This is a genomic window from Yoonia sp. JB2-21 (genome assembly GCF_055693545.1).
Genome location: NZ_JBVFUC010000001.1, coordinates 173,822 through 199,124, shown reverse-complemented (window position 1 = coordinate 199,124; position 25,303 = coordinate 173,822). Strand labels below are relative to the sequence as shown.

The window sequence follows — 25,303 nt, the reverse complement described above, 5'->3', positions numbered from 1 at the left end:
GATGCAAGGCGAAGAGTTTCAAGACGACACCATGAGTGTGAGCGAGCGTGTCGCCGCTGAATCTCTCATCGTGGATGTGGGGGCCTTTGAGGGTCCTCTTGACTTGTTGCTGACGCTGTCGCGGACGCAGAAAGTTGATTTGCGGCAGATTTCAATTCTTGCGTTGGCCGAACAATACTTGGCGTTTGTCGAACAGGCCAAACGCCTGCGTCTTGAGTTGGCAGCAGACTATTTGGTGATGGCCGCATGGTTGGCCTTTCTAAAGTCACGATTGCTGTTGCCGCCTGATCCGTCAGAGGAAGGACCGTCTGGTGAAGAGCTTGCCGCACATCTGGCGTTTCAGCTTGAGCGCTTGGAAGCGATGCGCAATTCAGCGGCAAAGTTGATGGCCCGCGACCAATTGGGTCGCGACTTCTTTGCGCGTGGCATCACAGAGGACGTGCAGCGCGTGCGCCGCGTGACCTATACCGCGACACTTCTGGACCTGATGCAAGGGTATGCACGCATCCGTACTCGCGATGATTTCCGCCCGTTCGTGATGGACCGTCAGCACGTCATGACAATGGAACAAGCGCTGGAGCGGATGCGTGGTTTGATCGGGTTTGCGGGCGACTGGACGGACTTCAAAGCTTATTTACCCGATGGGTGGGACGCTGATCCGCAGCGGCGGCGGTCGACGACCGCCGCAACCTTTGCTGCGTCGCTGGAACTTGCCAAGGAAGGCAAAATCGAAATTCGACAGGGTGAAATTTTCGCCCCTATCCAAATCCGCAAGAAAGTTCCCGGTGATGAGTAAGACCGATGCGCCCGAAAACGACAGCCTGTTTGAAGCCCCCCGATGGGTGAGCAGGAACGGATGGTTGAGGCGATCCTTTTTGCGACCGCTGATCCGGTGACCGTGACTGAGCTGACGGGGCGGATGCCGCATGGCTGTGACCCGGCAGAAGCGATCGCGCGCCTGCGCAAACGCTATGACGGGCGTGGTGTGAACATCGTAAAGGTGGGTGACGCCTGGGCGATCCGCACGGCGGGCGACCTGGGGTTCTTGATGCAAAAGGAAACGGTGGAGACGCGCAAGCTGAGCCGTGCCGCGATTGAGACACTGGCGATTGTGGCCTACCACCAACCTGTTACGCGTGCTGAAATCGAAGAAATTCGCGGTGTGAGTGTCAGCCGTGGTACGGTTGACCAGCTAATTGAGTTGGAGTGGATCCGTTTTGGCCGTCGCAAGATGACACCGGGGCGGCCCGTGACTTTTGTGGTCACGCAAGGGTTTCTTGACCACTTCGGGCTAGAGAATGCGCGGGATCTGCCCGGGTTGAAAGAGTTACGCTCCGCCGGGCTTTTGGAAAACCGGCCACCGCCGGGGGCTGCCGCTTTGGGTGAGCGCGACGATGCCGATGAGGACGAAGATCAGACCGAACTCTTTGAAGATTGACCCTTGGCGCCTATGTAGGTGCCATCTGATACAGGAGATACAGACATGAACATGAATCGACTGATCAATATGGGAATGCGGATGTTGATGCGCAAAGGCGTGAACAAGGGCATTGATTTGGCGTCACGCGGTGGCAAACGACCCGAAGACATGACACCGGAAGAGCGCGCGCAGGCAAAATCTGGAAAACAAACCGCGAGCAAGGCGCAAAAAGGCATGCGCGCTGCACGACGGTTTACACGGTAGGGGCGATGCTCTTTAGGTCTGGTTGATGACCGCGTTGCGGGTCAAAGCCGACCTGTATCTGCCCTAAATATCCGTCCGCTCTCACCTTTGTGGAGCACGAAAATAGTATCATTTGAACGCAGGATGGAGAAATCTCATCAAAATCAGAGCTGTAACACTTTTCATAACTCTACTCGCGGCGCCCTGTATTGCGGAAAATACAGCGCGTGACGCAATCGCGAATGTGGCAAGTGTCGAACTTCCTGTAATTGTCGCGATCCGAAACGCCTATGGCCTGGTCAACGCCGAAAATATAATTGATGTTGGAACATCCGGATCGGATCGGATTGTAGATCTATTGTCTATCACAAAGACCGTAACCGCAATTGCGACACTCCATCTTGTTGAAAATCAAGGTTTAACCTTACAGGCTACGTTGGGTGATCTCTTGCCTGACGTGCCAGCCGATAAAGCCCAAATCACTCTGCATCAACTTTTAACCAACACCTCTGGCATCATCCAATCAACGGGAGGTGATTCAGTATTTCTGTCACGATCCGAGTTCTTGGAGCAGGTACTTGCAGCACCCTTGGATGCAAGGCCCGGGACGGTATATTCCTACTCCAACGCTGGGTTTTCCTTGTTAGCTGCTATTATCGAGATCCAAAGCGGCGCCGCTTATGAAGACTATTTGATGGAACAGGTTATCCCAGAAGGACTGCCTGAAATAGGTTATTGGCGCGCCTATGATGCTGAAAAATCGATCACAAGCGAGAGGTTTTGGTTCACTGGATTTCGACGACTGTCAGTAGCAGATGCAAGCTGGTTCGGGGGTGAGCCAAGCTGGAACTTATTGGGCAATGGTGGATTGGTGACGACAGCGGATGGGTTCTTGTCGTTCTGGACCGCGTTCTTCAATGGTGAAATTGTTGATGATGCGCTAGTTGCTCAAGCGCTCACGCCTCACATCGACGATTGCTGCGGCAACATGTTCTATGGGTATGGTCATCAAATCGAGCGCCTTGCCGATGGAAGTTTTGTGTTTGGTCACAATGGTAACAGTGATTTATTTTCGTCGGCTTGGAGATATGTGCCGGCTTCAGGAACAACCTTCTTTTCTGCCGGGCGCGGTGTAGCTGCACAAGACGCGATGGTGATTATGCTGGCGACTAAATAGAGCGATATGTAACGCTGATCTATTTGGGCAAGCTGGGGTCAGTTGCCGATAGCTGACCTTTTTGCTCTATGCAGCTTCAGATGATTTGGGCTGCAAACCAGACATTGCCAGTTACGTCTTACCCGGTTTTCTTAACTGAGACACTTGGCGAATAGTTTCGGGTTCATACTGATCTCTCAACTCCGAAAATGCATCCTGCGAACCATATTGCGCAAGTGACGCGATCATCGAGATTTCCATATCGGAGTTTGCCAGACGGTCGGCAGCGCGTTGTAGGCGCAGGCGCCGCAGGGTTGTCGCGACAGTCTCGCTACTCATCGCGGTGTAGATGCGGTGCCAGTGGTAGCTTGAGAGGCAGGCAACCTCGGACAATTCATCGATCCCAATGTCGGATTCGAGATTTGCGTGCAGAAACGCGGTGACCCGGTCGAGGCGTTCGCAGTAGCTTTGCTGTGTCGTTTTCATCCGTTTATTCTCCAGTTTGAGGTGTCTGAAGAAAGGCTACGACAGTCCCAACCGACAAATCCTGCTGAATTTGGGTTGTCGAAGGTCGGACACCCGATGAGTGCGCAACACGGGAGCATTGACAGAGCGTCCTCACCCGGCTGTTCCCTCGCATTAAAAATGGAGCGCGACAAATAAAAAAGCGCGCAAGGTTGCGCGCTTTTTTTAATCTCAACGGTACTGAAGTGTTATTCAGTGCCGGAAGAGGAGTCGTCATCATCGTCGCTTAGTACGGCTGCGGCGATGAGTGCGGCCGCGGCAACACCTACAATAACAGGTGCGCTCAATGAGCCGGACACGCCACCGGCGGCAGGCTCGACCGATGCGATCTCTTTTTCTTCAAGTGCAGCATCAAGACCGCCAGCTTGCGCAGCGATAGGCGACACGGCAAGCACAGCGACAGATACAACGTTTAATATATATTTCATAGGTCTTGCCCTTTACTTAACAACCAGAGGTTAATACCGATCTACGCGAAACCTCTGCCGTTGTAAACAAAGCATTAACTAACAGAAGCGTCGTTGATGTGGTGCGGACGCATCGTGCTAAGAGCGAAAATGCTTCGACAGCTTCAACCCTTGGCCTTGATAGTTCGACTGAATCTCGCGTCCATAAAGCGCTGCTGGCAAGGCAGCCATAGTCTCATACACCAGACGTCCGACGACCTGCCCATGCTCTAACACAAACGGCGCTTCGTGGCAGCGCACCTCCAGCACACCGCGTGATCCTGACCCGCCGGCTTCGGCATAGCCAAACCCGGGATCAAAGAAACCCGCATAATGCACCCGGAATTCGCCGACCATTGCCAGATAAGGGGCCATTTCCGCCGCCTGCATGGGCGGGATCACAATCGCCTCGCGACTGACAAGGATATAGAACGCGCCGGGATCAAGGATGATCCAGCCGTCTTTGGTGTGCACCTCTTCCCAGAACTCTGCCGGGTCATAGTGGTTCAGCTTGGCCAGATCGACAACGCCGGTGTGTGGTTTTGCGCGGTAGCCGACAAGCGTTCCCTCCGCAGGCTTCAGATCAACGGAGAACCCCAAACCGTCCGAGATGACAGGATCACCCGATACAATCGGCGTCTGCGCGTGTAAGCTGCGCAGATCATCGTCTGTCATCAAGGTCTTGCCTTGCCGAAAGATAATCTGGTTCAGCATCTGGCCCGGCTGGGCGACGACCGAAAACGACCGTGGGCAAATCTCAACGTAGAGCGGGCCATCATAGCCTTCTGGCACCCTGTCGAATTCAATCCCCTGGTCGGTGATGATCCGGGTCAGCAGGTCAAGACGACCGATAGAGGATTTGGCGCTGGCAGCGGCGGTCATCCCGGGGGAGCGTCAGACGCTCCATCAAGGGCACAACATAGACGCAGCCTTTTTCCAAAACGGCACCGCCTGATAGTTTGACTTCATGCATCTGAAGGTCAGTGAGGCGCTCTTTCACTGTGCGCGTACGCCCCGCCAGAAACGAGGCCCGAACGCGATACGCCGTCTGCCCAAGCCGCAAATCAAGCGAGGCGGGTTGGATTTGGTCATCTTCGATTGGGGTATCAGCCGCAATGCCACCAGCCGCGATCATGTCGCGGATTTGGTGGTCAGCAAGGACACCTGCGTTCGTCATTTCATCCCCCATCTGGATGTCAAAACGCCCGCCGTGCGCATGCAACGACGGGCGGTTATGATTGGTCGGGCTAGCAGGACTCGAACCTGCGACCTTCCGTCCCCCAGACGGACGCGCTACCAGGCTGCGCCATAGCCCGACTGGCAGCGTTCATACCTTATCACCCTGCAAGGGCAAGCCCGAAAAGCATGTTCTAACCGCCCATTCGTGCGCGAACCGCTTCAAGACGCGACAGCAGCGGGCCGATCTGGGCGGCACGTTCATGTATGCCACGCGGATCAAACGGTGTACGACCGACAAGACGCGGCGACGCGGACGGCAGACCTTTTGGTGGCGTCGGCAAATCGATTGCGAAGGCAGGTGCTTCAGTTGGGGCAGGGCTGTCGAGTGGCAATGTGTCCTGCACCGGAACCAGTTTCGGCTTTGGCGGCGTTGTTACCTTGGCAATTGCGGGTGGCACTGTGGGAAGTTCAGGTGGGGCGTCGGACATTGATTGTCCAAGGGTTGCGACGTGTTTGACGCCCTTTTCGCGTAACAGCTTTTGGGTGCCTTTGATTGTCAGCCCGTCTTCGTGCAGCAGTTGTTTAATGCCGCCCAAGAGTTCCATATCGGTCGGGCGATAGTATCGGCGTCCACCTGCGCCCTTCACCGGCTTGATTTGGCTGAATTTGCTTTCCCAAAAGCGCAGCACGTGGGTTGGCGTGTCCAACCATTCGGCGACTTCACTGATGGTGCGGAACGCGTCTTTGGCCTTTGCCATGGTTAGCGCTTGTTGCCAGCGGCAACGCGATCTTTCATCAGATGGGATGGGCGGAATGTCAGCACCCGGCGGGGGTGAATTGGAACCTCTTCGCCGGTTTTCGGGTTGCGTCCCAAGCGAGCAGCTTTTTCGCGAACAGCAAACGTTCCAAAGGATGAAATCTTGACAGTTTCGCCTCTCACGAGGCTGTCAGACACATGGGTCAGCACACTTTCGACAAGATCGGCGCTGTCATTGCGGGAAAGACCAACTTGATTGTGCACCGCATCTGCCAAGTCCATTCGCGTCAAAGTCTTATCGGCCATAAAAAATACCCCTCACAATTTGTCTCGGAGCATAGGCGCGCGGTAAAATAAGAGTCAATAACAACGGCTTGGCAATTGGCGTTAACAGCCTGTTTCTACCGATTACCAGCGGATCACCACCGCACCCCACGCCAATCCGCCGCCAATTGCCTCGGTGACGATAAGGTCACCCTGCTTGATCTGGCCGTTTCCAACGCCGACAGATAGGGCGAGGGAATCGATGCTGCGGATGTGTTCCCATGATCTTGAACGGTGACAACGACACGTTCCATCTCAACCCCCAGTTTTTTGGCCGTCGATTGAATGATGCGGATGTTAGCCTGGTGCGGAACAACCCAGTTCACATCATCAGGCCCAAGGCCAACCTTTTCCAAAGCCGTGTCAGCGGTTTTCGCAAGTTTTTCGACGGCATGGCGGAAGACCTCTTTGCCTTCCATGCGCAATACGCCGGTGTTCTGGGTTGAGACACCGCCGTCGACATAAAGCAAATCTTTGTAGCTGCCATCAGAGTTCAGATCTGTCGACAAGATGCCACGGTCGTCTGTCGTCCCGTTGCCGTCTTCGGCTTCAAGGATCAATGCGCCCGCACCATCGCCAAATAGCACGCAGGTGCCCCGATCGGTCCAATCCATGATGCGGCTGAACGTTTCCGCCCCAATCACAAGCACCCGGTCCGCTTGACCTGAGACGATCAGCGCATTTGCGTTGGACAGCGCATAGACAAAACCTGCACAAACGGCTTGCACATCAAAGGCGTAGCCCTTGGTGTTGCCGATGTTGTGCTGGACCATCGTCGCAGCCGACGGAAAGGTCAGGTCTGCCGTCGATGTTGCCAGAACGATCGCGTCAATATCATCACCGACCATTCCAGCCATAGTCAGGGCGGCCTTTGCGGCATTGGTCGCCAAATCAGACGTTGTTTGACCTTCGGCCGCAAAATGCCTGCGTTCGATGCCGGATCGCGCTTTGATCCACTCATCAGATGTATCGAGTGTTTTTTCAAACTCAGCGTTGGGGACCACACGTTCGGGTAGGTAGTGACCAACCCCTTTGACGACTGCGCGACGCATCATGCCTACTTGCCTGTATTGGTATTGAGACTGCCCGTCTCACTTTCTGTTCCGGCATCTTGAGCAAGTGATGCCGCGGACGCAACCCTTGCGGCGAGTTTATCCGAAAATCCGCTTTGTGCGAGGCGGTAGGCCAAATGGAGGGCCGCTGCGACACCAGTGGCGTCAGCGGATCCGTGGCTTTTGATAACGGTTTGGTTGAGCCCCAGAAAGACCCCGCCGTTCACGCGGCGCGGGTCGATACGCTTGCGCAATCCGTTCAATGACCCCTGTGCGAGTAGGGCACCGAGCGCGGACCAAGGGGTTTTTGTCAGCGCGCCGCGCAGCAGTTCGCTAATTAGGGTCGCGGTCCCTTCACCGGTCTTAAGGGCAACATTGCCGGTAAAGCCATCGGTCACAATCACATCGACTTTGTTTGAGGGCAAATCGCCGCCTTCGATAAATCCGACATAGTCAAAATCACCAATTATCGCTGCATTTGCAATAAGTTCGTGGGCGACCTTCAACTCGGCGCGGCCCTTGTGCTCCTCGGTCCCGACGTTCAACAGGCCCACGCGCGGACGCGCAATATCAAGGCCGTTGCGGGCGTAGGAGGCCCCCATCAGCGCGTAGGTCAGTAGGTCGTCCTGATCGGCGCGGATATCCGCACCAGCATCCAGCATGACATTGAAACCGGACGGATTTCGCGAGGGCCAGAGACAGGCGATGGCGGGGCGGTTCACACCTTCGGCCTTGCGTAGCCGCAGCATCGACATGGCCATCAGGCCACCGGTATTGCCGCAGCTGACGGCGACGGCGGCTTGCCGCTCGCGCACCGCTTCAATCGCGGACCACATTGAGGTTTTCTTGCCGTTTCGCAGCACATGGCTCGGCTTGTCGGTCATTTTGACCACTTCAGTGGCGTCATGGACCGTCACACGGTCTGCGATGCCGTTGTTGGCCAAAAGCGCATCCAACTCGGCCTTAGGACCATGTACGATGGCGCGGGCCTGCGGTTCTTTACCCAAAAACTTGGAAAGGCCCGCAACAACAGTTGCAGGCCCTTGATCTCCGCCCATCGCATCAACCGATAGCACCCTGCTTGCATCAGGCCCGTTGGTCGGCGCGGTGTCCGTCTGGGCTTGTGTCATGCGGGCGCTCTCAGGTTGGCTTATGCCGCGTCGTCGTCGAGGTCGATTTCAGTTGTGTCAGCGATCACTTCACGTGTCGCATAGTGGCCGCAAGATGGGCACACGTGGTGTGGGCGTTTCAGCTCACCACAGTTGTCACACTCATTTGGATTTGCCGCGACCAGAGAGTCGTGCGCGCGCCGGTTGTTGCGGCGGGATTTGGATACTTTGTTCTGCTGGACAGCCATGTCTCAACCCTATGATTTAAAGGGCCGCGGCCCAGATTTCTTTGCGTCTGGCGGGGTCCTACGCCATTGTGGCAGCCCTGTCGAGACACGATGTAAAAGAGGCCGCGAACATACTGCGATTTGCGCTTTGTGCAACCCTTTTTCACTGCGCTGTCAAACGTCGCTATTCGTCTTTCTTTTCAAGGCTTTCGCGCAATGCGCCAAGGCCGGCAAACGGCTTTGCATCGTCGTCAGTCATCGGCGCGACGCCGGGTTCGGTGAAAACCGTCGCGGCCAGATCTGCCCCCTCAACACGTGGATAGTTCGGCAGGGCCAGCGAAAGCGCCTCAATCATCACAGCGGCGACGTCAAGTGTTTCTGGTAATTCCTCAACCGTCTCATCGGCAAGCATTTCCACTTCTGAGGCCTCGATCTCGGGGATATCGGCGACGTAGCTGCGGTCGACATGCTCATCAATCCGCGTTGTGACAGGATCGAGCGTAACAACACAGTTCTGAACCACCGTGGCACCAAGCTTTGCAGTCAAGATCCAGTCCTTGCGGTTCTGAGGCGCTAAATGTCCATCAAAGCGCAGCTTTTTGATCGTCACAATCCCCAGAACGTCCGCGATTGCCCGGCGTTCGTCCGCGGTGGGAGCCAACGAGAAATTTGTTGGCTTGCGTGTCGATAGATCTGCCAAACGCATAAGTGACTGGGGTAACTGAGCCATTGCTACTTTCGATTCTTGAACAGGGGCGGGTGGTGCTGTATCGGGGATAAAAGGCGCGAGACGCCAAGGCAAGAGGGCGACGGTATGAGTGCGATCACTGGCAAGCTGCGCAAGACGATCAAGGCAGCAGGATGCGTTGGCTTCATCGCACTCGCCATGGGCTGCACCGAAATGAACCGCTATCACGGGTTCATTCCGCCAGCTGAAGAACTTGCCACCCTGAATGTAGGCACCACCACCAAAAACGAAGTCATCAACCTCTTCGGTCCGCCAATTTCTGAACGTGCGCTTCAAAATAACACAATATACTATGCCTCGAGCCAGTTTCGTCTGTTCGGTCCTTTCAAACCGGAAGAGATCGACCGCCAAGTCCTCGCCATTGATTTTGATGGTAACGACCGCGTCCGCAACATCTCGCGCTACACACTCGACGACGGGCGTGTGGTGGTGCTGGACCGCCGCGTGACCGAAGACGGGATCAATGATGTGACGTTCCTCGCGCAGTTGCTAGGATCCTTCGGTCGGATTGATGCGGGACAATTGCTGGGTGAAGAGCCGTAGGAGCACGTATCTGCTTTGCGGGACTAAGCGGTCATTCGCTTTGGTCCTGTCAGATACCACATCGAACAACCGCCCGGCCGCGTCCGGGCATCGCCCGACCTCCCCCGGAGGGCGATTTTGCAGCGTTTCAACATACTTGAAGGTCGAGGTCATTGAAATGCGTTGCCAAGCCGTGATGTTGGTGCCCTCCAGGTCGGGCGATACCCGAACGGGGCCTGCGTTACACTTTGGGCTCAAATCGGTCGTTGCTAGTGCTTTGCCAAGAGGACCATCGACATAGGTCTAACTCACTCCTCCGCCTCAAACTCCAACGCGACGCCGTTGATGCAATACCGCAGCCCCGTTGGTTGTGGTCCATCCGGGAACACATGTCCTAGATGCGCGTCGCATTTCGTGCAATGCACCTCGGTCCGTTTCATGAAGAAACTGCGGTCCACGGTTTCACCGACCTGTTCTGAATCAATCGGTTCATAGAATGAGGGCCAGCCGGTGCCACTTTCGAATTTGGCACCTTGGTCGAACAAGGGCGCGCCGCAGCATACGCACATGTACGTGCCGGGCTCTTTAGGGAAATCCTCGTGCGTGCCAGCGCGTTCGGTGCCATGCTTGCGGGTGACCTTATAGGCCTGATCTGACAGCTGCGCGCGCCACTCGGCGTCTGATTTGACGATCTTATCCATCAGTTTCTTATTCCTTTTACGTTGCTGATGCGTAACGTAGGTCAGCAAGTGCGTTTCGCCAAGGTAGGGGGCTATGACAATTCCGTTCCAAAAGGGGCGCTATGCGGCCCGGTTCGCCCGGATCCGGCAGGACGTCACAGCCTGCCAAGCGCTGCGGCACCAATGCTTTTTTGGCGGGCCGGGTCTGGATCAGGACAGGTTTGATACGGTCTGCCGTCACCTGATGGTCGAAGACCGGTCAGGGCGGCTCGTTGCGGCGGCACGTCTCTTTGACATCGCGTCGGGCTCGCAAATTGGCAGATGCTATGCGGCGCAGTTTTATGACCTGGCCGGTTTGGCCAAATCGCCCGCGCCTATGCTGGAGGTTGGCCGGTTTTGCATCGCCCCCGATGTTTTGGATGCAGATGTTCTGCGCGTCGCTTGGGGGGCAGTGACGGGTCTGGTTGATGCGCAAGGCACCCGTCTGCTGTTCGGATGCAGCAGCTTTACGGGGACCGATCCCGCCCCGTTTGGCAAGGTTTTTGGACGTCTGGCCCACAAACACGTCGGACCGCAGCATTTGCGCCCTGCGCCCAAGGCACCTGAAACTATTCCCTTTACAGATGTCCCGCCCCATGGCGCAGACCCGATGCCGCCACTTTTGCGCACCTATCTTGCCATGGGCGGTTGGGTTGGCGACCATGCCGTTGTCGATCGGGCCATGAATACGATGCATGTTTTCACCTGTCTTGATGTCGCATCTGTCCCGCCGGCGCGCGCTGCAGCGCTCAGAGCTCTTGCGCAGGCGGCGGCACTGTCATAGCCACGCGGTTATGGCGAAAACACCCTTACTCCAAGTTTCTGATATTGCGCTGACCTTCGGCGGCGATCCTGTGTTCGAAGACCTGTCTTTGGTTGTGCAACCGGGCGACCGTGTCGCTTTGGTTGGACGCAATGGGTCAGGCAAATCCACCTTGATGAAGGTCATGGCGGGACTTGTGCTGCCTGACAGCGGCACGCGCGTTGCAGCCCCCGGCGTGCAGGTCGGCTATATGGAGCAGGACCCGACAATGGCCGGTTTCGCCACGTTGGGTGACTATGCAGCCAGCGGCTTGGACATTGATGAGGCCTACAAGGTTGATATGGTCGCCGAAGGGCTGAAATTCGACCCTGCTGGTGATGTGAACACGGCCTCAGGTGGTGAACGCCGTAGGGCTGCTTTGGCGAAACTGATGGCCGAGGCGCCAGAGTTGATGCTGCTGGACGAGCCCACGAACCACCTTGATATCGAAGCGATTGCTTGGCTTGAGAATGAGTTGAAGACGACCCGCGCCGGTTTTGTCCTGATCAGCCATGATCGGGCCTTTCTGCGCGCGCTGACACGCGCGACCCTGTGGATTGACCGGGGGCAGGTGCGCAGGGCCGAGCAGGGTTTTGAACACTTTGAAGCTTGGCGCGATAAGCTGTGGGAAGAAGAAGACCAGCAACGCCACAAACTGAACCGCAAGATCAAGGCAGAGGCGCGATGGGCGGTTGAGGGCATTTCGGCCCGGCGAAAGCGCAACCAAGGCCGGGTGCGTGCCTTGCAGGAATTGCGCGCGCAACGGGCGGCCCAGATCACAAGGCAGGGGACTGCCGCGATGGCCTTTGATGGTGGCAGTACATCGGGCAAAAAGGTGATGGAAGCTTTTGGGTTGACCAAGGCTTTTGATGGTAAATCCATCGTCAAGAATTTCGATCTGACCGTGCAACGCGGCGACCGGATCGCCTTTGTCGGGCCCAATGGGGTGGGCAAAACGACGCTGATCAAGATGCTTTTAGGGCAAGAGGCCCCGGATGCGGGATCGGTCAAGCTGGGTACGAACCTTGATATCGCGGTGTTTGATCAAACCCGTGCGGCGCTGAACGCGGATATGACGCTTTGGGAAAATCTTGCCAATGATCCCGAACTCGGCGTTTCGGGGAAATCGGATCAGGTGATGGTGCGCGGCAATCCAAAACATGTCGTGGGATATTTGAAAGAATTTCTGTTCAACGAGGCGCAAGCGCGGGCGCCTGTTCGGTCGCTGTCGGGAGGTGAAAAGGCGCGGTTGCTGCTGGCGCGGCTTATGGCGCGGGAAAGCAACCTTTTGGTACTGGACGAACCAACGAACGATCTGGACATCGAAACGCTTGATCTGTTGCAGGATATCTTGGGTGATTACGATGGCACGGTGCTTTTGGTTAGCCACGACCGGGACTTTCTGGACCGGGTCGCGACCACAACGATTGCCATGGAAGGCAACGGGCAAGCGGTTGTCTATGCGGGTGGTTGGTCGGATTATCGCACACAACGCGGCGGTGATTTTGTTGAGGCAAAAGAGGCCAGCAAGCCTTTGGCGAAGAAGGCAAAGCCGGTTGAAAAGCAAACGGCCAGCGGGCTGTCATTCACCGAAAAGCACCGGCTAGAAGAACTGCCGGGTGTCATTGAAAAAATCACAGCCGAGATCGCCAAGCTCGAAAAACTCCTCGGCGATCCCGCGCTTTTCATCGAAAATCCAGTCAAGTTTCAAAAAGCAACCGATGCGCTCGTCGCACGTCAAAACGCGTTGTCGGACGCCGAAGACGAATGGTTGCAATTGGAAGAAAAAGCAGCCGGTTAGGGCATCCGCAACGCCCCATCCAAACGGATGGTTGTTCCGTTCAGATAGTCACATTCCACAATAAAGCGCGCCAAAGCCGCAAATTCTGCCGGATCGCCTAGCCGTTCGGGATAGACGACGTCCTTGGCCAAGCCTGCCATGACTTCTTCGCCCAGCCCTTCGAGCATCGGCGTGCGGAAGATACCTGGCGCGATGGCCATGACGCGGATGCCGCTGCGCGCCAGATCGCGCGCCATCGGCAGTGATAGCCCGGCAATCCCGGCTTTGGACGCCGCATAAGCGGTTTGTCCTTTTTGACCGTCGAACGCTGCCACGGATGCTGTGTTGATGATGACGCTGCCCTGCGCCATACGCGCCGCCGCTAAACGTGCGACGTTAAAAGTGCCATTAAGGTTTATGTCGACCGTTCGGGCAAAGCTCTCTTGCTTATGCGGTCCATCACGGCCCAACGTCTTCTCTGCCGTGGCAATGCCTGCACAATTGATTGCGACGTTAAAGTCGCTGGTCTGATCCAAACCAGCCGATACGCTGGCTTCGTCCGTCACGTCGACCTCTGCAAACCCTGCGCCGATATCGGTGGCAAAGGCCGCACCGTTTGGGTCGCGGTCAAATATTGTGACCTGCGCACCTGCTGCAATCAACGCACGGGCAGTGGCGGCCCCTAATCCCGACGCACCGCCAGTGATCACAGCTACAGCTTCTTTTATTTGCATATTTCCCTCATTTTTTTGGTGTTCCTAAATGTCTGTCGGCGGCAGGCGCGCGGCGCCCCCTTCGACCTCGCAAGTCAGTTTGCCTTTTCGGCGGCTTTGATCTGATCCCACAGCGCGTCCATTTCCTGCAAGTCGCTTTGTGCAGGTGTTTTGCCTTTGGCGGCAAGCATATCTTCAATTGCCGCAAACCGACGCTCAACCTTTGCATTCGTGCGCCGAACGGCGGCTTCGGGATCAACGCCCAGATGCCGCGCTAGATTGGCAAGGACAAAGGCTAAATCTCCAAACTCGGCCTCAACATCGTCTTGCGAAAGGGTATCGCGGGCTTCAACCAGCTCCTTGCTTTCCTCGACAATCTTGTCGAGCACGCTGTCGGTTTCGTCCCAGTCAAAGCCGACGCGCGCCATCCTTTTTGCAATTTCACAGCGCGAGTCATGCCCGGTAATCCCAAAGCCACGCCCGCAAGCGTGCGCTTTTGTTCCTTGCCTGCACGTTCCGCCGCTTTGATCTTTTCCCAATCAAGCGTCTGCTGCTCCGCCGACTTATCCCTGCTCTCGTCACCGAATACATGCGGATGCCGCGCGACCATCTTGTCAGCAATCGCCCGAACAACACTGTCAAAGGTGAAATGCCCGGCCTCGGCCCCCATTTGCGTGTGATAGACGGTCTGCAACAGCAGATCGCCTAACTCGCCCTCCAATTCGCCCCAGTCGCTGCGGGCGATGGCATCGGCGACCTCATAAGCCTCTTCGATGGTATAGGGGGCGATGGTGTTGAAATCCTGCTCAATATCCCATGGGCAGCCGGTTTCGGGATCGCGCAAACGGCGCATAATCTCAAGCAGGCGGGGCATGCCGCCGTCTGGATCGTGGATCAAAGGGGTCTGTGTCATGTCGCCTCGCATTTCTTGGCGCGAAGCTAGCGAAATGCCAGCGCCGCGCCAAGATGTGCTGTGCGGCTTTAGAACTTAAACGATGCGCGGATCGCAATTGTATCCGCAGTTGTGTCGATATCGATACCTTCGCCGATGAAGTCATCTTCGTTCAAACGGCGGGCGAGGTATTCCGCACCGATCACAAATTGATCGCTAATCATATAGTCCGCGCCAAAGCCAAAGTTGAACCCGTCGGCTGTCACATCAATCCCGGGCACGACGGTAGCGGTCCCGCGCGACACGCCCGCAACACCGTAAACGAGTGCCGCATCAAACGCGTAGCCGGTCCGTGCTTTGAGATCGATAAAGTTTATCTCGGAATCAAAAGTGTCATCTCCTGCATCTTCAAGACTGATTTCTGCATCGGAACGTGCGGAAAATGCCGCTTCGCCACCGAATACAAGGTCACCACGTTGCACCTGATATCCGTAAAAAGCGCTGACAATTGCGTCGCTCTCTACGTCCAGATCAAACGTGTCACCGTCAAATTCGGGGCTGATTTCACCGTTGGTGAGTTGGCCCAATGAAAGACCTGCGTAATTTCCGCTCCAGTCAGCCAAGGCGGTTGTTGGCGCAAGTGGCAGTAGTGCGAGGGCAAGGGCAGCAACCAGTTTTTTGCGTTTTTGTGAAATTTTCGTCGTCATAAGGATGTTCCATTTCTAGATATTGGGCGGGCTCAATTGCCGGCCTCTGCATCCTTTACGCGCCAGTGCGCGGTCCTATTCTTGGAAAAAGTTAAAAAAGTGTAAACGCTGAAATGAACCCGCATCTGTCGCGATCAGCCATTGCGAATAGGGGGCTGTTGCGGTCAACTGTTGCGCAACCAACATTGTGAAAGACCTAATATGCCCATTATCAACCGCATTGCCGATTACGCCGACGATATGATCGCGTGGCGCAGACATCTGCATGCTCATCCCGAATTGCAGTTCGAGTGCCATGAGACTGCGGCCTTTGTGATCGAGCGTTTGCGCGCGTTTGGCGTTGACGAAATACATGAAGGGATCGCGACCTCTGGTGTGGTCGCAATCCTGAATGGTAAGGCGGCGGGTCCGACCATTGGCCTGCGCGCCGATATGGACGCCCTGCCAATGGATGAAATCACCGGGCTTGATTACGCCTCAACCGTGCCGGGCAAGATGCATGCTTGCGGCCATGATGGGCACACAACCATGCTGCTGGGGGCCGCACGTTATCTTGCCGAAACGCGGAATTTTGCGGGGCGCGTTGCGCTGATTTTTCAGCCTGCCGAAGAAGGTGGCGGCGGTGCGCAGGTGATGGTGCAAGAGGGGGTTCTGGACCGCTTTGACATCAAAGAGGTCTATGCGCTGCACAACGCACCCGGTGCGCCTGTGGGATCGTTCTACACAACACCCGGTCCAATCATGGCCGCTGTCGATACATTCCATATTCATATCAAAGGCGAGGGTGGGCATGGGGCCTATCCGCACGACACAGCTGATCCGATTGTGGCAGCAGTGGGGATGGTCAATGCGATCCAGACCATAGTGAGCCGCAACCATGCATCGCGTGACGACCTGGTTGTTTCCGTGACGCAAATCCATACCGGCTCTGCCGACAATATCATACCTGACAAGGCCTATATCAACGGCACTGTGCGCACATTCGACAAGGGCGTGCAGGCGATGGTGCAAAGCCGTTTGGCCGATATCGTCAAAGGCCAAGCAGCCGCTTACAGCGTTGCGGCAGAACTGACCTATGAGGTTGGGTATCCGGCAACGGTAAATGATGCCGCAAAGACAGGTTTCGCCGCCGATGTCGCACGCGAAATCGCAGCCGAGGTGGATGACAACCGCCCGCGTGAAATGGGGGCCGAGGATTTTGCCTATATGTTGGAAGAACGCCCCGGTGCCTATCTGTTCGTCGGCAACGGCGATACGGCCGGTCTGCATCATCCGGCCTATGATTTTGATGATCGAACCGCACCTGCGGGCGCTTCGTTTTTTGCGCGATTGGTGGAACGCGCTTTACCGGCGAATGCTGCGTAGGATGTGGGCTCCGGATGCCTCCGGCGGAAGTTTGATTGGACATAGAGAAGAGATGGCGCTGTGACACTGGATAAAGCGAAAGAGGCGGTCGATGGGGCGTTTACCGCCAAAGATCGGCGCGGCTTGGCCTATGAGAATGCTTTTGGTGGGGCGACCTCTTTTTTGCGGCGGACTTATACCAAGGATCTGACTGGGTTTGATTTGGCGGTCACAGGCGTGCCGTTTGATCAGGCGGTGACGCACAGGCCGGGTACGCGGTTTGGACCGCGCGCGATCCGCGAAGCCTCGAGTTTGCAGCCCTTTGATCCGCCTTATGGTTGGGACGGCTTTGATCCGCTGAGTGAATTTGCCATCGCGGATTATGGCGATGTGGCATTTGATTACGCCGATGTGCCCGGCGTCCCGGCTTTGGTGCAGGCGCATATCGCGGGTATTTTGGCCCAAGGTTGTGGTGCGATCACGCTGGGCGGTGATCACTTTATCACGCTGCCGATTTTGCGCGCTTATGCCGAAAAATATGGACCGATGTCCGTCGTCCAGTTTGACGCTCATTCGGACCTTTGGCCTGACGATGACATGGGCCGCATTGATCACGGAACGATGATGTATAAGGCGGTGAAACTGGGACTGGTGGATGTCAGCCGGTCTGTGCAGGTCGGTATTCGGACGGAGTGCGAAGATTATCTGGGCATGCCCTATATTGATGCGCGGACCTGCCACGAAAAAGGGACCGCCTGGGTGACCGAGCAGATCAAGGCGCGTGTCGGCGACAATCCGACATACGTCAGCTTTGATATTGATGCGCTGGACCCTGCCTTTGCGCCCGGAACGGGCACGCCTGTGTGGGGTGGTCTGGCATCGTGGCAGGCCGCCGCAATCCTGCGCGACATGGCAGGGATCAATGTGGTGGGCGCCGATGTTGTTGAGGTATCACCACCCTATGACGCCACCGGGGCGACCGCGATTGCGGGTGCGCATGTGGCGATGGAGCTATGTTGCCTCGCACTATGGAACAGAAGGGTTAAGTAATGCCTAATCAACCGATTTCAGGGAACGATCTGGCGCGGTTTTCCGGGCCGCAAAGTTTCATGCGATTGCCAGAGGTGGCCAGCGCCGAGGGGCTCGACGTGGGTTTTGTTGGGATACCGATGGATATCGGTACCTCGTGGCGCTCTGGCACCCGGATGGGACCCAAGCAATTGCGCGAACAATCGGCGATGATCCGGCCCTATAACATCCAAACCGGGGCCGCACCTTTTGATGCGTTGCAATGCGCCGACCTGGGCGATGTCGCGATAAACACGTTTTCACTGAGCGACAGTATTCGCATTATTACAGAGACTTATGCCGCACACCTTAAGCATGATTTTATACCCATGACCTTGGGCGGGGATCATACTTTGACGCTGCCTGTGCTGCGCGCGGTCGCGGCAAAACACGGGTCCGTGGCGTTGGTGCATGTGGATGCCCATGCGGACGTCAATGATGAGATGTTCGGCGAGCGTGAAACCCATGGCACGGTATTTCGCCGGGCCTATGAGGAAGGGATCATTACGGCCGATAAGGTCTTTCAGATTGGCTTGCGTGGTACGGGATATACGGCCGACGACTTTACCGAAGCGGCGGATTGGGGCTTTAATCAGTTTCTCGCGCCAGAGCTTTGGCACAAATCGCTGACCCCATTAGCCGCGGATATTAAAGCGAAAATTGGTGATCAGCCCTGTTATATTACCTACGATATCGACAGTCTTGACCCGGCCTATGCCCCCGGCACCGGCACGCCGGAGATCGGCGGGCTCACAACGCCGCAGGCGATGGAATTGATCCGGGGCCTGCGCGGATTGAATATCGTGGGCTGTGATCTGGTCGAGGTGTCGCCACCCTATGACACGTCGGGCAATACCGCGCTGACGGGCGCAAATCTGATGTTTGAAATGCTGTCCATCTTGCCCGGTGTGCCGTACAGATAGCGTACAGATGCTGTACATACAGCGTACGTACAATCCGCGGAGATCGCATTGCGCATCCTGATCAGTCTATTTGTGCTTATTTTGGGTTTCATGGCCTATGTCCGTTTGGCGCCCAGTGATGTGGTCAGGTGGCATAGAGTGCCGGATGTCGCTGCGCCGGGTGATACATCACAGACGGGTGGATTTATTGCTGTCCGACGAATTCGGGCACCGGGGCCGGACGTATTGACAGCAGTTGAACAGCGTGCGCTTGCAACGCCGCGCACGAAATTGGTGGCCGGCAGCGTGGCGGACGGGATGATTACCTTTCAGACCCGGTCGCGTCTTTGGGGGTTTCCGGATTACACAACCGTGGCGGTACAGGGTGATTTATTAATCATCTACGGACGTTTACGGTTTGGCAGTGCTGATTTGGGCGTCAACAAGGCGCGTATCGAAAACTGGTTAGAGACGCTTGGCCCCTTGACCACACCGCTTTGATCGGCCAATGCGGACAAATGATCGCACCGGACAAAATAGCGCAGTTGATTGATCGCTTCCAGTTTCTGGAGGCAAAGATGGCTGATGGAACGGCAGGAAGTGATATTGCTGCATTAGGCAAGGAATACGCTGAACTGCGCCCTGTGGTTGAAACGGTCACTGCCTACAAAGATCTTGTGACCCAGATCGCTGAGGCCGAAGCGATGCTGGCTGATCCGGAGATGAAGGAATTGGCAGAGGCGGAACTGCCACAGCTAAAGGCTGCTTTGGATGCGTCAGAGCATGACGTCCAATTGGCACTGTTGCCAAAGGATGCAGCAGACGGCCGTCCTGCCCTTTTGGAAATTCGTCCCGGTACGGGTGGGGACGAAGCGGGGCTTTTTGCGGCAGACCTTTTGCGCATGTATCAGCGGTATGCCGAAGCGCAGGGTTGGCGGTTTGAGATTTTGGAAGAGAGCCTGAGCGAATTGGGCGGCGTGAAGGAAGTTGTGGCCCGCATTGTTGGCGACGGCGTTTTTGCCAAGATGAAATATGAAAGCGGCGTGCACCGCGTGCAGCGCGTGCCCGAGACGGAAAGCGGGGGGCGTATTCATACCTCTGCCGCGACTGTGGCGGTGCTGCCAGAGGCCGAGGATGTAGATATCGAGATCAATCCCGCCGATATTCGGATTGATACCATGCGTGCGTCCGGGTCTGGCGGCCAACACGTGAATACGACCGATTCTGCAGTGCGGATATTGCACGAACCGACTGGGATCATCGTCGTCAGTTCCGAGAAATCGCAACACCGCAACCGCGAGATCGCGATGCAGGTCCTGAAAACGCGTCTGTTTGATCTGGAACGGCAGCGGGTGGATGATGAACGCTCGGCTGATCGTAAAAACCAAGTGGGGTCGGGGGACCGGTCTGAACGGATCAGGACCTATAACTTCCCGCAAGGGCGCATGACGGACCACCGGATTAACCTCACGCTCTATTCGCTAGGGCAGGTGATGCAGGGCGATTTGGAAGAGGTAATCACCGCGCTGCAGGCGGATGCGCAGGCGACATTGCTGGCAGAGATGGGCGCGTGACGGAATCTGAGTTGCTGCGCGTAGGGGCAGAAACTCTTGCGGATGCAGGTATCCCCGATCCCCAGCGCGAGGCGCGTATTCTGTGGCGTGCGTTTCCTGATACAGAGGCATTCGCTGCCGCGGTAGCAGAACGCGCAACCCGTAAACCAATTTCGCATGTCTTGGGGTATCGCGATTTCTATAAACAGCGATTCCTTGTTACCGGTGATGTCTTGGATCCGCGCCCTGATACTGAAGTTCTGGTTGAAGTCGCACTTGAAAAAGCGACGGACCGGGACCGTGTTCTTGATTTGGGAACAGGCAGTGGCTGCGTGTTGTTATCGATTCTAGATCAACTTGAATTCGCGAGTGGCGTTGGCACGGATATATCTGGTGCAGCTTTGGACTTGGCGGCACGCAACGCTAAGGAGATTGGTGTGGAGGCTCAGGCTACTTTCTTGCAATCGTTCTGGTTTGAGGCGGTGGAAGGGGAGTTTGACCTGATCGTGTCGAACCCGCCCTACATCGCTGCTGATGAAATGGACGCGCTGCAACCGGAAGTCCGCGACCATGAACCCCGCATCGCTTTAACCGACGAAGCAGACGGCCTCAGTGCCTACCGCAAGATTACCGCGGGTGCGCCCGATCATCTGACCCCCGGTGGTCGCCTGATCGTTGAGATTGGACCGACGCAGGCGGCTGCGGTGTCTGGCATGATGCAAGATGCGGGGTTTGAACGGATCTCGCGTGATCCCGGACCTTGATGGTCGCGACCGGGTTGTCGTGGGGTATCAGCCGTAGACAGGCAGGAAATCCGCCGATAATGGCCGAAATACGGGCATTATCGCACTTTGGGCTTGTCTTGGTGGCGCTCACATGCTTATTCAAAGCCATCGGCTGGGATGAGCATCGCAGTGACGCTCCCCCGATCAGTCGCCAAAACATCGCAAGGCCAAATATTTCAGACGCGCAAGAGGCGCGACATGGGCTAGCGCAACGACAGCCAAAGGCTTGAAAGCACTTACATGAGATCATCGAAGTCACGGTCGCGGAACAAGAACCGCAACAACCGGCCCTCGGGCGGGAATATCATCAACCGGGTGTTTGACAGCTCGGGTCCTGATGGCAAGGTGCGCGGCACCCCGCAGCAGATTATCGAGAAATACAACCAGCTTCACCGTGACGCCGTTTTGTCGGGCGACCGGGTGGATGCGGAAAACTTTGCCCAACACGCAGAGCACTACACGCGTCTGCTGGCCGAAGCGCAGCGTGAGGTTGAGGCCAAGCGCGAAGAGCAAGAGGCGCAGAACCGTGAGCGTCAGGCCGAACGTGATCGCGAACGCCAAGAGCGTCTAAAGGCGCAAGAAGCCGCGGCGAATGATCCGGCCACAATGGAACAGCCTGTAACCGACGCGCCGCAGGCCGATGGACCCGATAGCGGGCTTGTTGAGACGCCTGAAGAAAAGCCGCAGCGCCCCCGCAGGCAGCGCAGCCCGCGCAAGCCGCGAACAAACCCGGATGAGGGCAATGCGCCTGATAAGGGAAACGCCCCAGAGGCCGCTGAATAATGAAAAGCCCTCCGATTTCGGAGGGCTTTTTCGTTGAAGGGTAATTTTGCACGGATTGTCGTTGTGGGCGCAAATGGTGCAGGCAAGACATGGGTTGCCACACGGCTGGCCGCGCACACCGGAGCCGCGCTTGTTCATAAGGACGCGCTGGCGTTGACCACCGGGTGGGTCCAGCGTTCGCGTGGCGATGTTCAGGCGCAACTACTCCGTCTGATAGCATCCCAAACTTGGGTGCTGGATGGCGGGCCGTCTGTCTTGTCGCCTGATGTGCTGCGGCGGGCAACCTTGATCGTTTGGCTGGACGTCCCGAGAGGGCTGCGGGTCTGGCGCATTGCGCGGCGCAGTCTGAAATACTTTGGCCAGACGCGCCCCGAGCATCCGCAGGGTAATCGTGACTGGCCGGGACGGCGGCAGTTCGCCTTCCTTTGGCGCGCATGGCGGCAAGACGACAGGTTTCGACAAGATATCGCCGACGCGCTTGGCCCTGTATCTCAGCCGGTCGTGCGTCTGACGACCCGTGCCGAAATCTCAGAGTTTATCGAGACTGCGGGACAGCGCGCAGAACGCCTCTAGTTCGACTTGTTCGGCCCGTTCGGTAGGTTTGATCCCGACGGCGATCAAGTGATCTTCGATGTCAGGGCTGACGGATTTGAGTGCAGAGCGCAGCATTTTGCGCCGTTGGTTAAATGCAGCCGCGACCACCTTGTTCAAGGTGCCAGCGTCAGCGGGGAAACGAGGCGCGGGCAGGGCGGTCAGGTGCACGACTGCAGAGTTGACCTTGGGGGTGGGCTGAATGCCTCTGGCGGCAGATCCATGACGATGCGTGGATCCGTGCGCCACTGCGCCAGGAGGGCTAGTCTGCCGTAGGCTTTGCTGCCGGGCGTCGCGACGATGCGCTGTGCGACCTCGCGTTGGAACATCAGCGTCAGGCTTTCCCAAAATGGTGGCCATTCCGGCGGCGTCAGCCACCGCACCAGGAGTTCCGTGCCGACGTTATAGGGCAGGTTTGCTGCAATCTTGATGGGCTGGATCAGATGCTCTAACGGGTTGATGGTCAGCGCGTCCCCATTGATGGCCTGCAATTGGCCGGGGTAGCGTGCGGCAATATCAGCCAAAGCCGGCATGCAACGCGGGTCCTTTTCGATCGCCAGCACCCGGCGCGCGCCTTCGGCCAGCAGCCCGCGCGTCAAACCACCGGGGCCCGGTCCGATTTCGAGCACATCTGCCCCTGTCAGATCACCGGCGAGCCGTGCGATCTTTGCGGTCAGATTGAGATCGAGCAGAAAATTCTGGCCCAGCGACTTTTTCGCCGCCAGTTCGTGTGTGGCAATCACATCTCTGAGGGGGGGCAGATCATCAATCACGGGCGTCTGCCATTTGTGCAGCCATGCGAATTGCCGCGATCATCGAGGTTGCATCGGCTTTGCCTTGTCCGGCGATGTCAAACGCGGTGCCGTGGTCGGGTGACGTGCGAATGAATGGCAAGCCTAGCGTGATGTTTACACCGCCAGAGAAATCAAGAGTCTTGATCGGGATCAACGCCTGATCATGGTACATGCAGACCGCCACATCGTAGGTTTGACGCGCGCCTGCGTGAAACATCGTGTCGGCCGACATTGGCCCTGTGATATCCATCCCTTGCGCCCGCAACGCGTTAAGGACCGGCGTGATCATTTCGATCTCTTCCTGTCCCATTTTGCCGTCTTCCCCGGCATGTGGGTTCAAGCCTGCGACCGCAATGCGCGGCTTTGCAATGCCGAAATCGCGGCGTAGTGCGGCGCGGGTGATCAGCAGTGTGTCCGTCAACAGGCTGGCCGTCAGAGTGGTCGGTACCTTATCCAGCGCGATGTGAATGGTTGTCGGAACGACGCGAAGTGCGTCGCAGGCCAGCATCATCACCACCTGCTGTGTTCCTGCAAGTGCGGCGAGATATTCTGTATGGCCGGGGTAGGCAAAGTCTGCCCCATCAATCAGGGCCGCCTTGTGAATGGGCGCGGTGCACAGGGCACGTGCAGCCCCTGATTGGACAAGGGCCACCGCATCTGAAATCGCCGTGATGACGCCTTTCGCATGGGCGGGATCTGGTCGTCCCGGGGTCGCCGGACCGCCAAGATCCCGCGCAAGTACTGTCATTTTGAACGGATGAATATCGCTTGGGTCGGTCGCCGCATGAATGTCCGTGCCGGCGGGCAAGTGTTGTGGATCGCCGAGCCAAAGCAGCGGCACGTCGTTTTTGAGTGCGTTCCATGCCGCCACGGCAATTTCAGGCCCGATACCCGCGGGCTCACCACAACTGATTGCGATGGGGCGCATTAGGGACGGATGACAGCAGAGGCGCGCAGATCTTCCAGCAAGGCGTCGGCGAGAGCCCCAAGGCGTTGACTGCGCAGTTGATTGCGGACCAGTTCAGGATCGCTTGTGCCAGTGCCGGCATTGTTGCGGGCGCACAGCATCAAGAAGACCAAAGTCTCGCCGTTGTTGCGGGTCAGGTTGTATGACACCTCGCCGGGGTCAAGGCGCGCAAGCTCGAGCGCGATGTCGTCTGATATGTCTGCGGGTGCTTCTGTCAGGCGATCCAGCACTTCTGCGGGCTGGTTGCGTGCGACGCCAAATAGATCATCGCAGGTATCGACCTGATCGCTGACTTCAGCGGCCAAGCGCAAACCGGCCTCACTTCGCCCGCCGGGCAGGTAGTAGGCGGCATAGTCTATGCTGACCGGTGGCACGACGGGGCGCAATGCTTCGCGCTGACCGCGCAGCTGAAACAGTGCGATCCCGTTGGGGATCTGAATAGGCTCGGTGACTTCGCCGGGTTCCAGATCAAGAATGATCTGTCGCAACTGTGGCGGATAGTTTTCGATCGGTAGCCAGTCGAGGCGTCCACCGTTTTCACGTGAGGGCAGGGCCGAGACCTGTCGCGCCGCTGCTTCAAAATCCGCAAAAGACCGCATGCGCGAAATCTGATTGGCCGCATTACGTGCTGCCGCTGCGCGTGGCGGCGGCGCGGCGATGATAATTTCATTGAGCAGAACTTCCAATTGCGAGGGTGGTGCACCGCGCCGCGCGATTGCCCTTTCGACGTCAGCATCCGTAACAGAGACCTGGCGGCGGAAACGAGCGCGCACGAAGTCACGCCACATCACACCCGTGCGCGTAAAGTCGCGGAAGGTGCTGATGTCGACCCCGCTTTGTGAAAGGACTTGAGTGAATTGCGGAAGGCTCAGGTTTGCGCGCCCTGCAAAGTCTTCCATTGCCTGCTGTAGTTCTTCATCTGAAATCGAACGCCCGAACCGCGCCATTTCCTGTTCTTTCAAGCGATCCTCGATCAAGGCGTTGCGGGCTGCTTCGTTCAGGTCACCGGGTGTGCGGAAGACTTCAAGCAATCGGATGCGCTGTGTCAGCTCAAACTGGGTAATCACGCGGTCATTGACGGTAATCACAGGTGTCAGTTGCCCCTGGGCATGGGCAACAGTCCCGATCCCAAAAACAAGAAAAAATGCCGCGAAGACCGCGCAGAATTGGTTCTTATTCATCCCAAAAATCATCA

Annotated in this window: 26 protein-coding genes, 1 tRNA gene and 5 pseudogenes; 15 read left to right on the top strand and 17 right to left on the bottom strand. The window is 56.9% G+C overall.

Annotated elements, in window-relative coordinates:
• Nucleotide 1: 1 nt before the first annotated feature.
• From ACZ1G5_RS00965 to ACZ1G5_RS00950, 4 genes and pseudogenes are all read left to right on the top strand, one after another.
• Nucleotides 2-796 (top strand): segregation and condensation protein A, encoded by a 795-nt coding sequence (locus ACZ1G5_RS00965; RefSeq protein WP_472731076.1) that lies wholly within the window; start codon nt 2-4, stop codon nt 794-796.
• Nucleotides 789-1,438: pseudogene (gene scpB / locus ACZ1G5_RS00960) on the top strand (SMC-Scp complex subunit ScpB). The gene ACZ1G5_RS00965 and the pseudogene scpB overlap by 8 nt, the downstream one beginning before the upstream one ends.
• A 45-nt stretch (nt 1,439-1,483) precedes the next feature.
• A complete protein-coding gene (locus ACZ1G5_RS00955; protein WP_472731075.1) occupies nt 1,484-1,684 on the top strand; it encodes a hypothetical protein in 201 nt (66 codons plus the stop codon).
• A gap of 223 nt (nt 1,685-1,907) precedes the next feature.
• Nucleotides 1,908-2,840, top strand: coding sequence for a serine hydrolase domain-containing protein (locus tag ACZ1G5_RS00950; RefSeq protein WP_472731074.1), 933 nt, complete (start codon nt 1,908-1,910; stop codon nt 2,838-2,840).
• A 111-nt stretch (nt 2,841-2,951) separates the two neighbouring features.
• Here ACZ1G5_RS00950 and ACZ1G5_RS00945 read toward each other — a convergent pair whose 3' ends face one another.
• From ACZ1G5_RS00945 to ACZ1G5_RS00900, 10 genes and pseudogenes are all read right to left on the bottom strand, one after another.
• On the bottom strand, nt 2,952-3,305 hold the full coding sequence (locus tag ACZ1G5_RS00945) for a helix-turn-helix domain-containing protein (protein WP_472731073.1): 354 nt from the start codon (nt 3,303-3,305) through the stop codon (nt 2,952-2,954).
• A gap of 227 nt (nt 3,306-3,532) precedes the next feature.
• Nucleotides 3,533-3,772, bottom strand: a complete 240-nt coding sequence (locus ACZ1G5_RS00940) for a hypothetical protein (RefSeq protein ID WP_472731072.1) — start codon at nt 3,770-3,772, stop codon at nt 3,533-3,535.
• 117 nt (nt 3,773-3,889) lie between these two features.
• Nucleotides 3,890-4,979, bottom strand: a pseudogene (locus ACZ1G5_RS00935) (2'-deoxycytidine 5'-triphosphate deaminase).
• A gap of 50 nt (nt 4,980-5,029) precedes the next feature.
• Nucleotides 5,030-5,106: transfer RNA gene (locus ACZ1G5_RS00930), tRNA-Pro, on the bottom strand.
• Nucleotides 5,107-5,160: 54 nt separating this feature from the next.
• Complete coding sequence (locus ACZ1G5_RS00925; protein WP_472731071.1) at nt 5,161-5,727, bottom strand: MerR family transcriptional regulator; 567 nt, start codon at nt 5,725-5,727, stop codon at nt 5,161-5,163.
• 2 nt (nt 5,728-5,729) lie between these two features.
• A complete protein-coding gene (gene ihfA, locus ACZ1G5_RS00920) occupies nt 5,730-6,032 on the bottom strand; it encodes an integration host factor subunit alpha (RefSeq protein WP_472731070.1) in 303 nt (100 codons plus the stop codon).
• 102 nt (nt 6,033-6,134) lie between these two features.
• Nucleotides 6,135-7,105 (bottom strand): annotated as a pseudogene (locus tag ACZ1G5_RS00915) (beta-ketoacyl-ACP synthase III).
• A gap of 2 nt (nt 7,106-7,107) precedes the next feature.
• Nucleotides 7,108-8,232: a phosphate acyltransferase PlsX gene (plsX, locus tag ACZ1G5_RS00910; RefSeq protein ID WP_472731069.1), complete on the bottom strand. Its 1,125-nt coding sequence runs from the start codon at nt 8,230-8,232 to the stop codon at nt 7,108-7,110.
• A gap of 20 nt (nt 8,233-8,252) precedes the next feature.
• Entirely contained in the window at nt 8,253-8,459 is a 207-nt protein-coding gene (rpmF, locus tag ACZ1G5_RS00905; protein ID WP_008236104.1) for a 50S ribosomal protein L32, read from the bottom strand.
• Between the two features lie 163 nt (nt 8,460-8,622).
• Nucleotides 8,623-9,144: a YceD family protein gene (locus ACZ1G5_RS00900; RefSeq protein WP_472731068.1), complete on the bottom strand. Its 522-nt coding sequence runs from the start codon at nt 9,142-9,144 to the stop codon at nt 8,623-8,625.
• Between the two features lie 108 nt (nt 9,145-9,252).
• Between ACZ1G5_RS00900 and ACZ1G5_RS00895 the strand changes: the two genes are divergently transcribed.
• Complete coding sequence (locus ACZ1G5_RS00895; RefSeq protein WP_472731067.1) at nt 9,253-9,729, top strand: outer membrane protein assembly factor BamE; 477 nt, start codon at nt 9,253-9,255, stop codon at nt 9,727-9,729.
• Between the two features lie 287 nt (nt 9,730-10,016).
• Here the strand turns inward: ACZ1G5_RS00895 and msrB are convergent, their stop codons facing one another.
• On the bottom strand, nt 10,017-10,409 hold the full coding sequence (gene msrB / locus ACZ1G5_RS00890; RefSeq protein WP_472731066.1) for a peptide-methionine (R)-S-oxide reductase MsrB: 393 nt from the start codon (nt 10,407-10,409) through the stop codon (nt 10,017-10,019).
• Nucleotides 10,410-10,482: 73 nt separating this feature from the next.
• On the opposite strand from msrB, the gene ACZ1G5_RS00885 reads away from it, so the two are divergent.
• Nucleotides 10,483-11,211 (top strand): GNAT family N-acetyltransferase, encoded by a 729-nt coding sequence (locus tag ACZ1G5_RS00885; RefSeq protein WP_472731065.1) that lies wholly within the window; start codon nt 10,483-10,485, stop codon nt 11,209-11,211.
• Nucleotides 11,212-11,221: 10 nt separating this feature from the next.
• Complete coding sequence (locus tag ACZ1G5_RS00880) at nt 11,222-13,030, top strand: ABC-F family ATP-binding cassette domain-containing protein (RefSeq protein ID WP_472731064.1); 1,809 nt, start codon at nt 11,222-11,224, stop codon at nt 13,028-13,030.
• Here the strand turns inward: ACZ1G5_RS00880 and ACZ1G5_RS00875 are convergent.
• The 3 genes and pseudogenes from ACZ1G5_RS00875 to ACZ1G5_RS00865 all read right to left on the bottom strand — a co-directional run bounded on the left by ACZ1G5_RS00875 (nt 13,027) and on the right by ACZ1G5_RS00865 (nt 15,321).
• Complete coding sequence (locus ACZ1G5_RS00875) at nt 13,027-13,743, bottom strand: SDR family NAD(P)-dependent oxidoreductase (protein ID WP_472731063.1); 717 nt, start codon at nt 13,741-13,743, stop codon at nt 13,027-13,029. The genes ACZ1G5_RS00880 and ACZ1G5_RS00875 overlap by 4 nt on opposite strands.
• Before the next feature lie 74 nt (nt 13,744-13,817).
• Nucleotides 13,818-14,635: pseudogene (mazG, locus tag ACZ1G5_RS00870) on the bottom strand (nucleoside triphosphate pyrophosphohydrolase).
• Nucleotides 14,636-14,703: 68 nt separating this feature from the next.
• On the bottom strand, nt 14,704-15,321 hold the full coding sequence (locus ACZ1G5_RS00865) for an outer membrane protein (protein WP_472731062.1): 618 nt from the start codon (nt 15,319-15,321) through the stop codon (nt 14,704-14,706).
• Between the two features lie 201 nt (nt 15,322-15,522).
• On the opposite strand from ACZ1G5_RS00865, the gene ACZ1G5_RS00860 reads away from it, so the two are divergent.
• The 8 genes from ACZ1G5_RS00860 to ACZ1G5_RS00825 all read left to right on the top strand — a co-directional run bounded on the left by ACZ1G5_RS00860 (nt 15,523) and on the right by ACZ1G5_RS00825 (nt 22,329).
• The gene (locus ACZ1G5_RS00860) at nt 15,523-16,686 is read left to right on the top strand and encodes a M20 aminoacylase family protein (protein WP_472731061.1); all 1,164 of its coding nucleotides are present in this window, start codon (nt 15,523-15,525) and stop codon (nt 16,684-16,686) included.
• Nucleotides 16,687-16,746: 60 nt separating this feature from the next.
• Entirely contained in the window at nt 16,747-17,715 is a 969-nt protein-coding gene (gene speB, locus ACZ1G5_RS00855) for an agmatinase (RefSeq protein ID WP_472731060.1), read from the top strand.
• Nucleotides 17,715-18,656, top strand: a complete 942-nt coding sequence (speB, locus tag ACZ1G5_RS00850; RefSeq protein ID WP_472731059.1) for an agmatinase — start codon at nt 17,715-17,717, stop codon at nt 18,654-18,656. Before speB (ACZ1G5_RS00855) ends, speB (ACZ1G5_RS00850) begins: the two co-directional genes overlap by 1 nt.
• A 48-nt stretch (nt 18,657-18,704) precedes the next feature.
• Nucleotides 18,705-19,136, top strand: coding sequence for a DUF1499 domain-containing protein (locus ACZ1G5_RS00845; RefSeq protein ID WP_472731058.1), 432 nt, complete (start codon nt 18,705-18,707; stop codon nt 19,134-19,136).
• 17 nt (nt 19,137-19,153) lie between these two features.
• The gene (prfA, locus tag ACZ1G5_RS00840; RefSeq protein ID WP_472731057.1) at nt 19,154-20,209 is read left to right on the top strand and encodes a peptide chain release factor 1; all 1,056 of its coding nucleotides are present in this window, start codon (nt 19,154-19,156) and stop codon (nt 20,207-20,209) included.
• Complete coding sequence (gene prmC / locus ACZ1G5_RS00835) at nt 20,206-20,952, top strand: peptide chain release factor N(5)-glutamine methyltransferase (protein ID WP_472731056.1); 747 nt, start codon at nt 20,206-20,208, stop codon at nt 20,950-20,952. Before prfA ends, prmC begins: the two co-directional genes overlap by 4 nt.
• Nucleotides 20,953-21,213: 261 nt before the next feature.
• A complete protein-coding gene (locus ACZ1G5_RS00830; protein ID WP_472731055.1) occupies nt 21,214-21,756 on the top strand; it encodes a DUF4167 domain-containing protein in 543 nt (180 codons plus the stop codon).
• A 33-nt stretch (nt 21,757-21,789) separates the two neighbouring features.
• Nucleotides 21,790-22,329 (top strand): P-loop NTPase family protein, encoded by a 540-nt coding sequence (locus ACZ1G5_RS00825; protein ID WP_472731054.1) that lies wholly within the window; start codon nt 21,790-21,792, stop codon nt 22,327-22,329.
• Here the strand turns inward: ACZ1G5_RS00825 and rsmA are convergent.
• The 3 genes and pseudogenes from rsmA to ACZ1G5_RS00810 form a co-directional block, all read right to left on the bottom strand.
• Nucleotides 22,285-23,120: pseudogene (gene rsmA / locus ACZ1G5_RS00820) on the bottom strand (16S rRNA (adenine(1518)-N(6)/adenine(1519)-N(6))-dimethyltransferase RsmA). The gene ACZ1G5_RS00825 and the pseudogene rsmA sit on opposite strands and share 45 nt — an antisense overlap.
• Complete coding sequence (pdxA, locus tag ACZ1G5_RS00815) at nt 23,113-24,069, bottom strand: 4-hydroxythreonine-4-phosphate dehydrogenase PdxA (RefSeq protein WP_472731053.1); 957 nt, start codon at nt 24,067-24,069, stop codon at nt 23,113-23,115. Before pdxA ends, rsmA begins: the two are co-directional and overlap by 8 nt.
• On the bottom strand, nt 24,069-25,289 hold the full coding sequence (locus ACZ1G5_RS00810; RefSeq protein ID WP_472731052.1) for a peptidylprolyl isomerase: 1,221 nt from the start codon (nt 25,287-25,289) through the stop codon (nt 24,069-24,071). The genes pdxA and ACZ1G5_RS00810 overlap by 1 nt, the downstream gene beginning before the upstream one ends.
• Between the last annotated feature and the right edge of the window lie 14 nt (nt 25,290-25,303).

Excerpts from the sequence above, each read along its gene's own strand:
- ACZ1G5_RS00965 (WP_472731076.1), top strand. The coding sequence starts at position 2 with ATGCAAGGCGAAGAGTTTCAAGACGACACCATGAGTGTGAGCGAGCGT.
- ACZ1G5_RS00955 (WP_472731075.1), top strand. The coding sequence starts at position 1,484 with ATGAACATGAATCGACTGATCAATATGGGAATGCGGATGTTGATGCGC.
- ACZ1G5_RS00945 (WP_472731073.1), bottom strand. The coding sequence starts at position 3,305 with ATGAAAACGACACAGCAAAGCTACTGCGAACGCCTCGACCGGGTCACC.
- ACZ1G5_RS00940 (WP_472731072.1), bottom strand. The coding sequence starts at position 3,772 with ATGAAATATATATTAAACGTTGTATCTGTCGCTGTGCTTGCCGTGTCG.
- ACZ1G5_RS00925 (WP_472731071.1), bottom strand. The coding sequence starts at position 5,727 with ATGGCAAAGGCCAAAGACGCGTTCCGCACCATCAGTGAAGTCGCCGAA.
- ihfA (WP_472731070.1), bottom strand. The coding sequence starts at position 6,032 with ATGGCCGATAAGACTTTGACGCGAATGGACTTGGCAGATGCGGTGCAC.
- plsX (WP_472731069.1), bottom strand. The coding sequence starts at position 8,232 with ATGACACAAGCCCAGACGGACACCGCGCCGACCAACGGGCCTGATGCA.
- rpmF (WP_008236104.1), bottom strand. The coding sequence starts at position 8,459 with ATGGCTGTCCAGCAGAACAAAGTATCCAAATCCCGCCGCAACAACCGG.
- ACZ1G5_RS00900 (WP_472731068.1), bottom strand. The coding sequence starts at position 9,144 with ATGCGTTTGGCAGATCTATCGACACGCAAGCCAACAAATTTCTCGTTG.
- ACZ1G5_RS00895 (WP_472731067.1), top strand. The coding sequence starts at position 9,253 with ATGAGTGCGATCACTGGCAAGCTGCGCAAGACGATCAAGGCAGCAGGA.
- msrB (WP_472731066.1), bottom strand. The coding sequence starts at position 10,409 with ATGGATAAGATCGTCAAATCAGACGCCGAGTGGCGCGCGCAGCTGTCA.
- ACZ1G5_RS00885 (WP_472731065.1), top strand. The coding sequence starts at position 10,483 with ATGACAATTCCGTTCCAAAAGGGGCGCTATGCGGCCCGGTTCGCCCGG.
- ACZ1G5_RS00880 (WP_472731064.1), top strand. The coding sequence starts at position 11,222 with ATGGCGAAAACACCCTTACTCCAAGTTTCTGATATTGCGCTGACCTTC.
- ACZ1G5_RS00875 (WP_472731063.1), bottom strand. The coding sequence starts at position 13,743 with ATGCAAATAAAAGAAGCTGTAGCTGTGATCACTGGCGGTGCGTCGGGA.
- ACZ1G5_RS00865 (WP_472731062.1), bottom strand. The coding sequence starts at position 15,321 with ATGACGACGAAAATTTCACAAAAACGCAAAAAACTGGTTGCTGCCCTT.
- ACZ1G5_RS00860 (WP_472731061.1), top strand. The coding sequence starts at position 15,523 with ATGCCCATTATCAACCGCATTGCCGATTACGCCGACGATATGATCGCG.
- speB (WP_472731059.1), top strand. The coding sequence starts at position 17,715 with ATGCCTAATCAACCGATTTCAGGGAACGATCTGGCGCGGTTTTCCGGG.
- prfA (WP_472731057.1), top strand. The coding sequence starts at position 19,154 with ATGATCGCACCGGACAAAATAGCGCAGTTGATTGATCGCTTCCAGTTT.
- ACZ1G5_RS00830 (WP_472731055.1), top strand. The coding sequence starts at position 21,214 with ATGAGATCATCGAAGTCACGGTCGCGGAACAAGAACCGCAACAACCGG.
- pdxA (WP_472731053.1), bottom strand. The coding sequence starts at position 24,069 with ATGCGCCCCATCGCAATCAGTTGTGGTGAGCCCGCGGGTATCGGGCCT.
- ACZ1G5_RS00810 (WP_472731052.1), bottom strand. The coding sequence starts at position 25,289 with ATGAATAAGAACCAATTCTGCGCGGTCTTCGCGGCATTTTTTCTTGTT.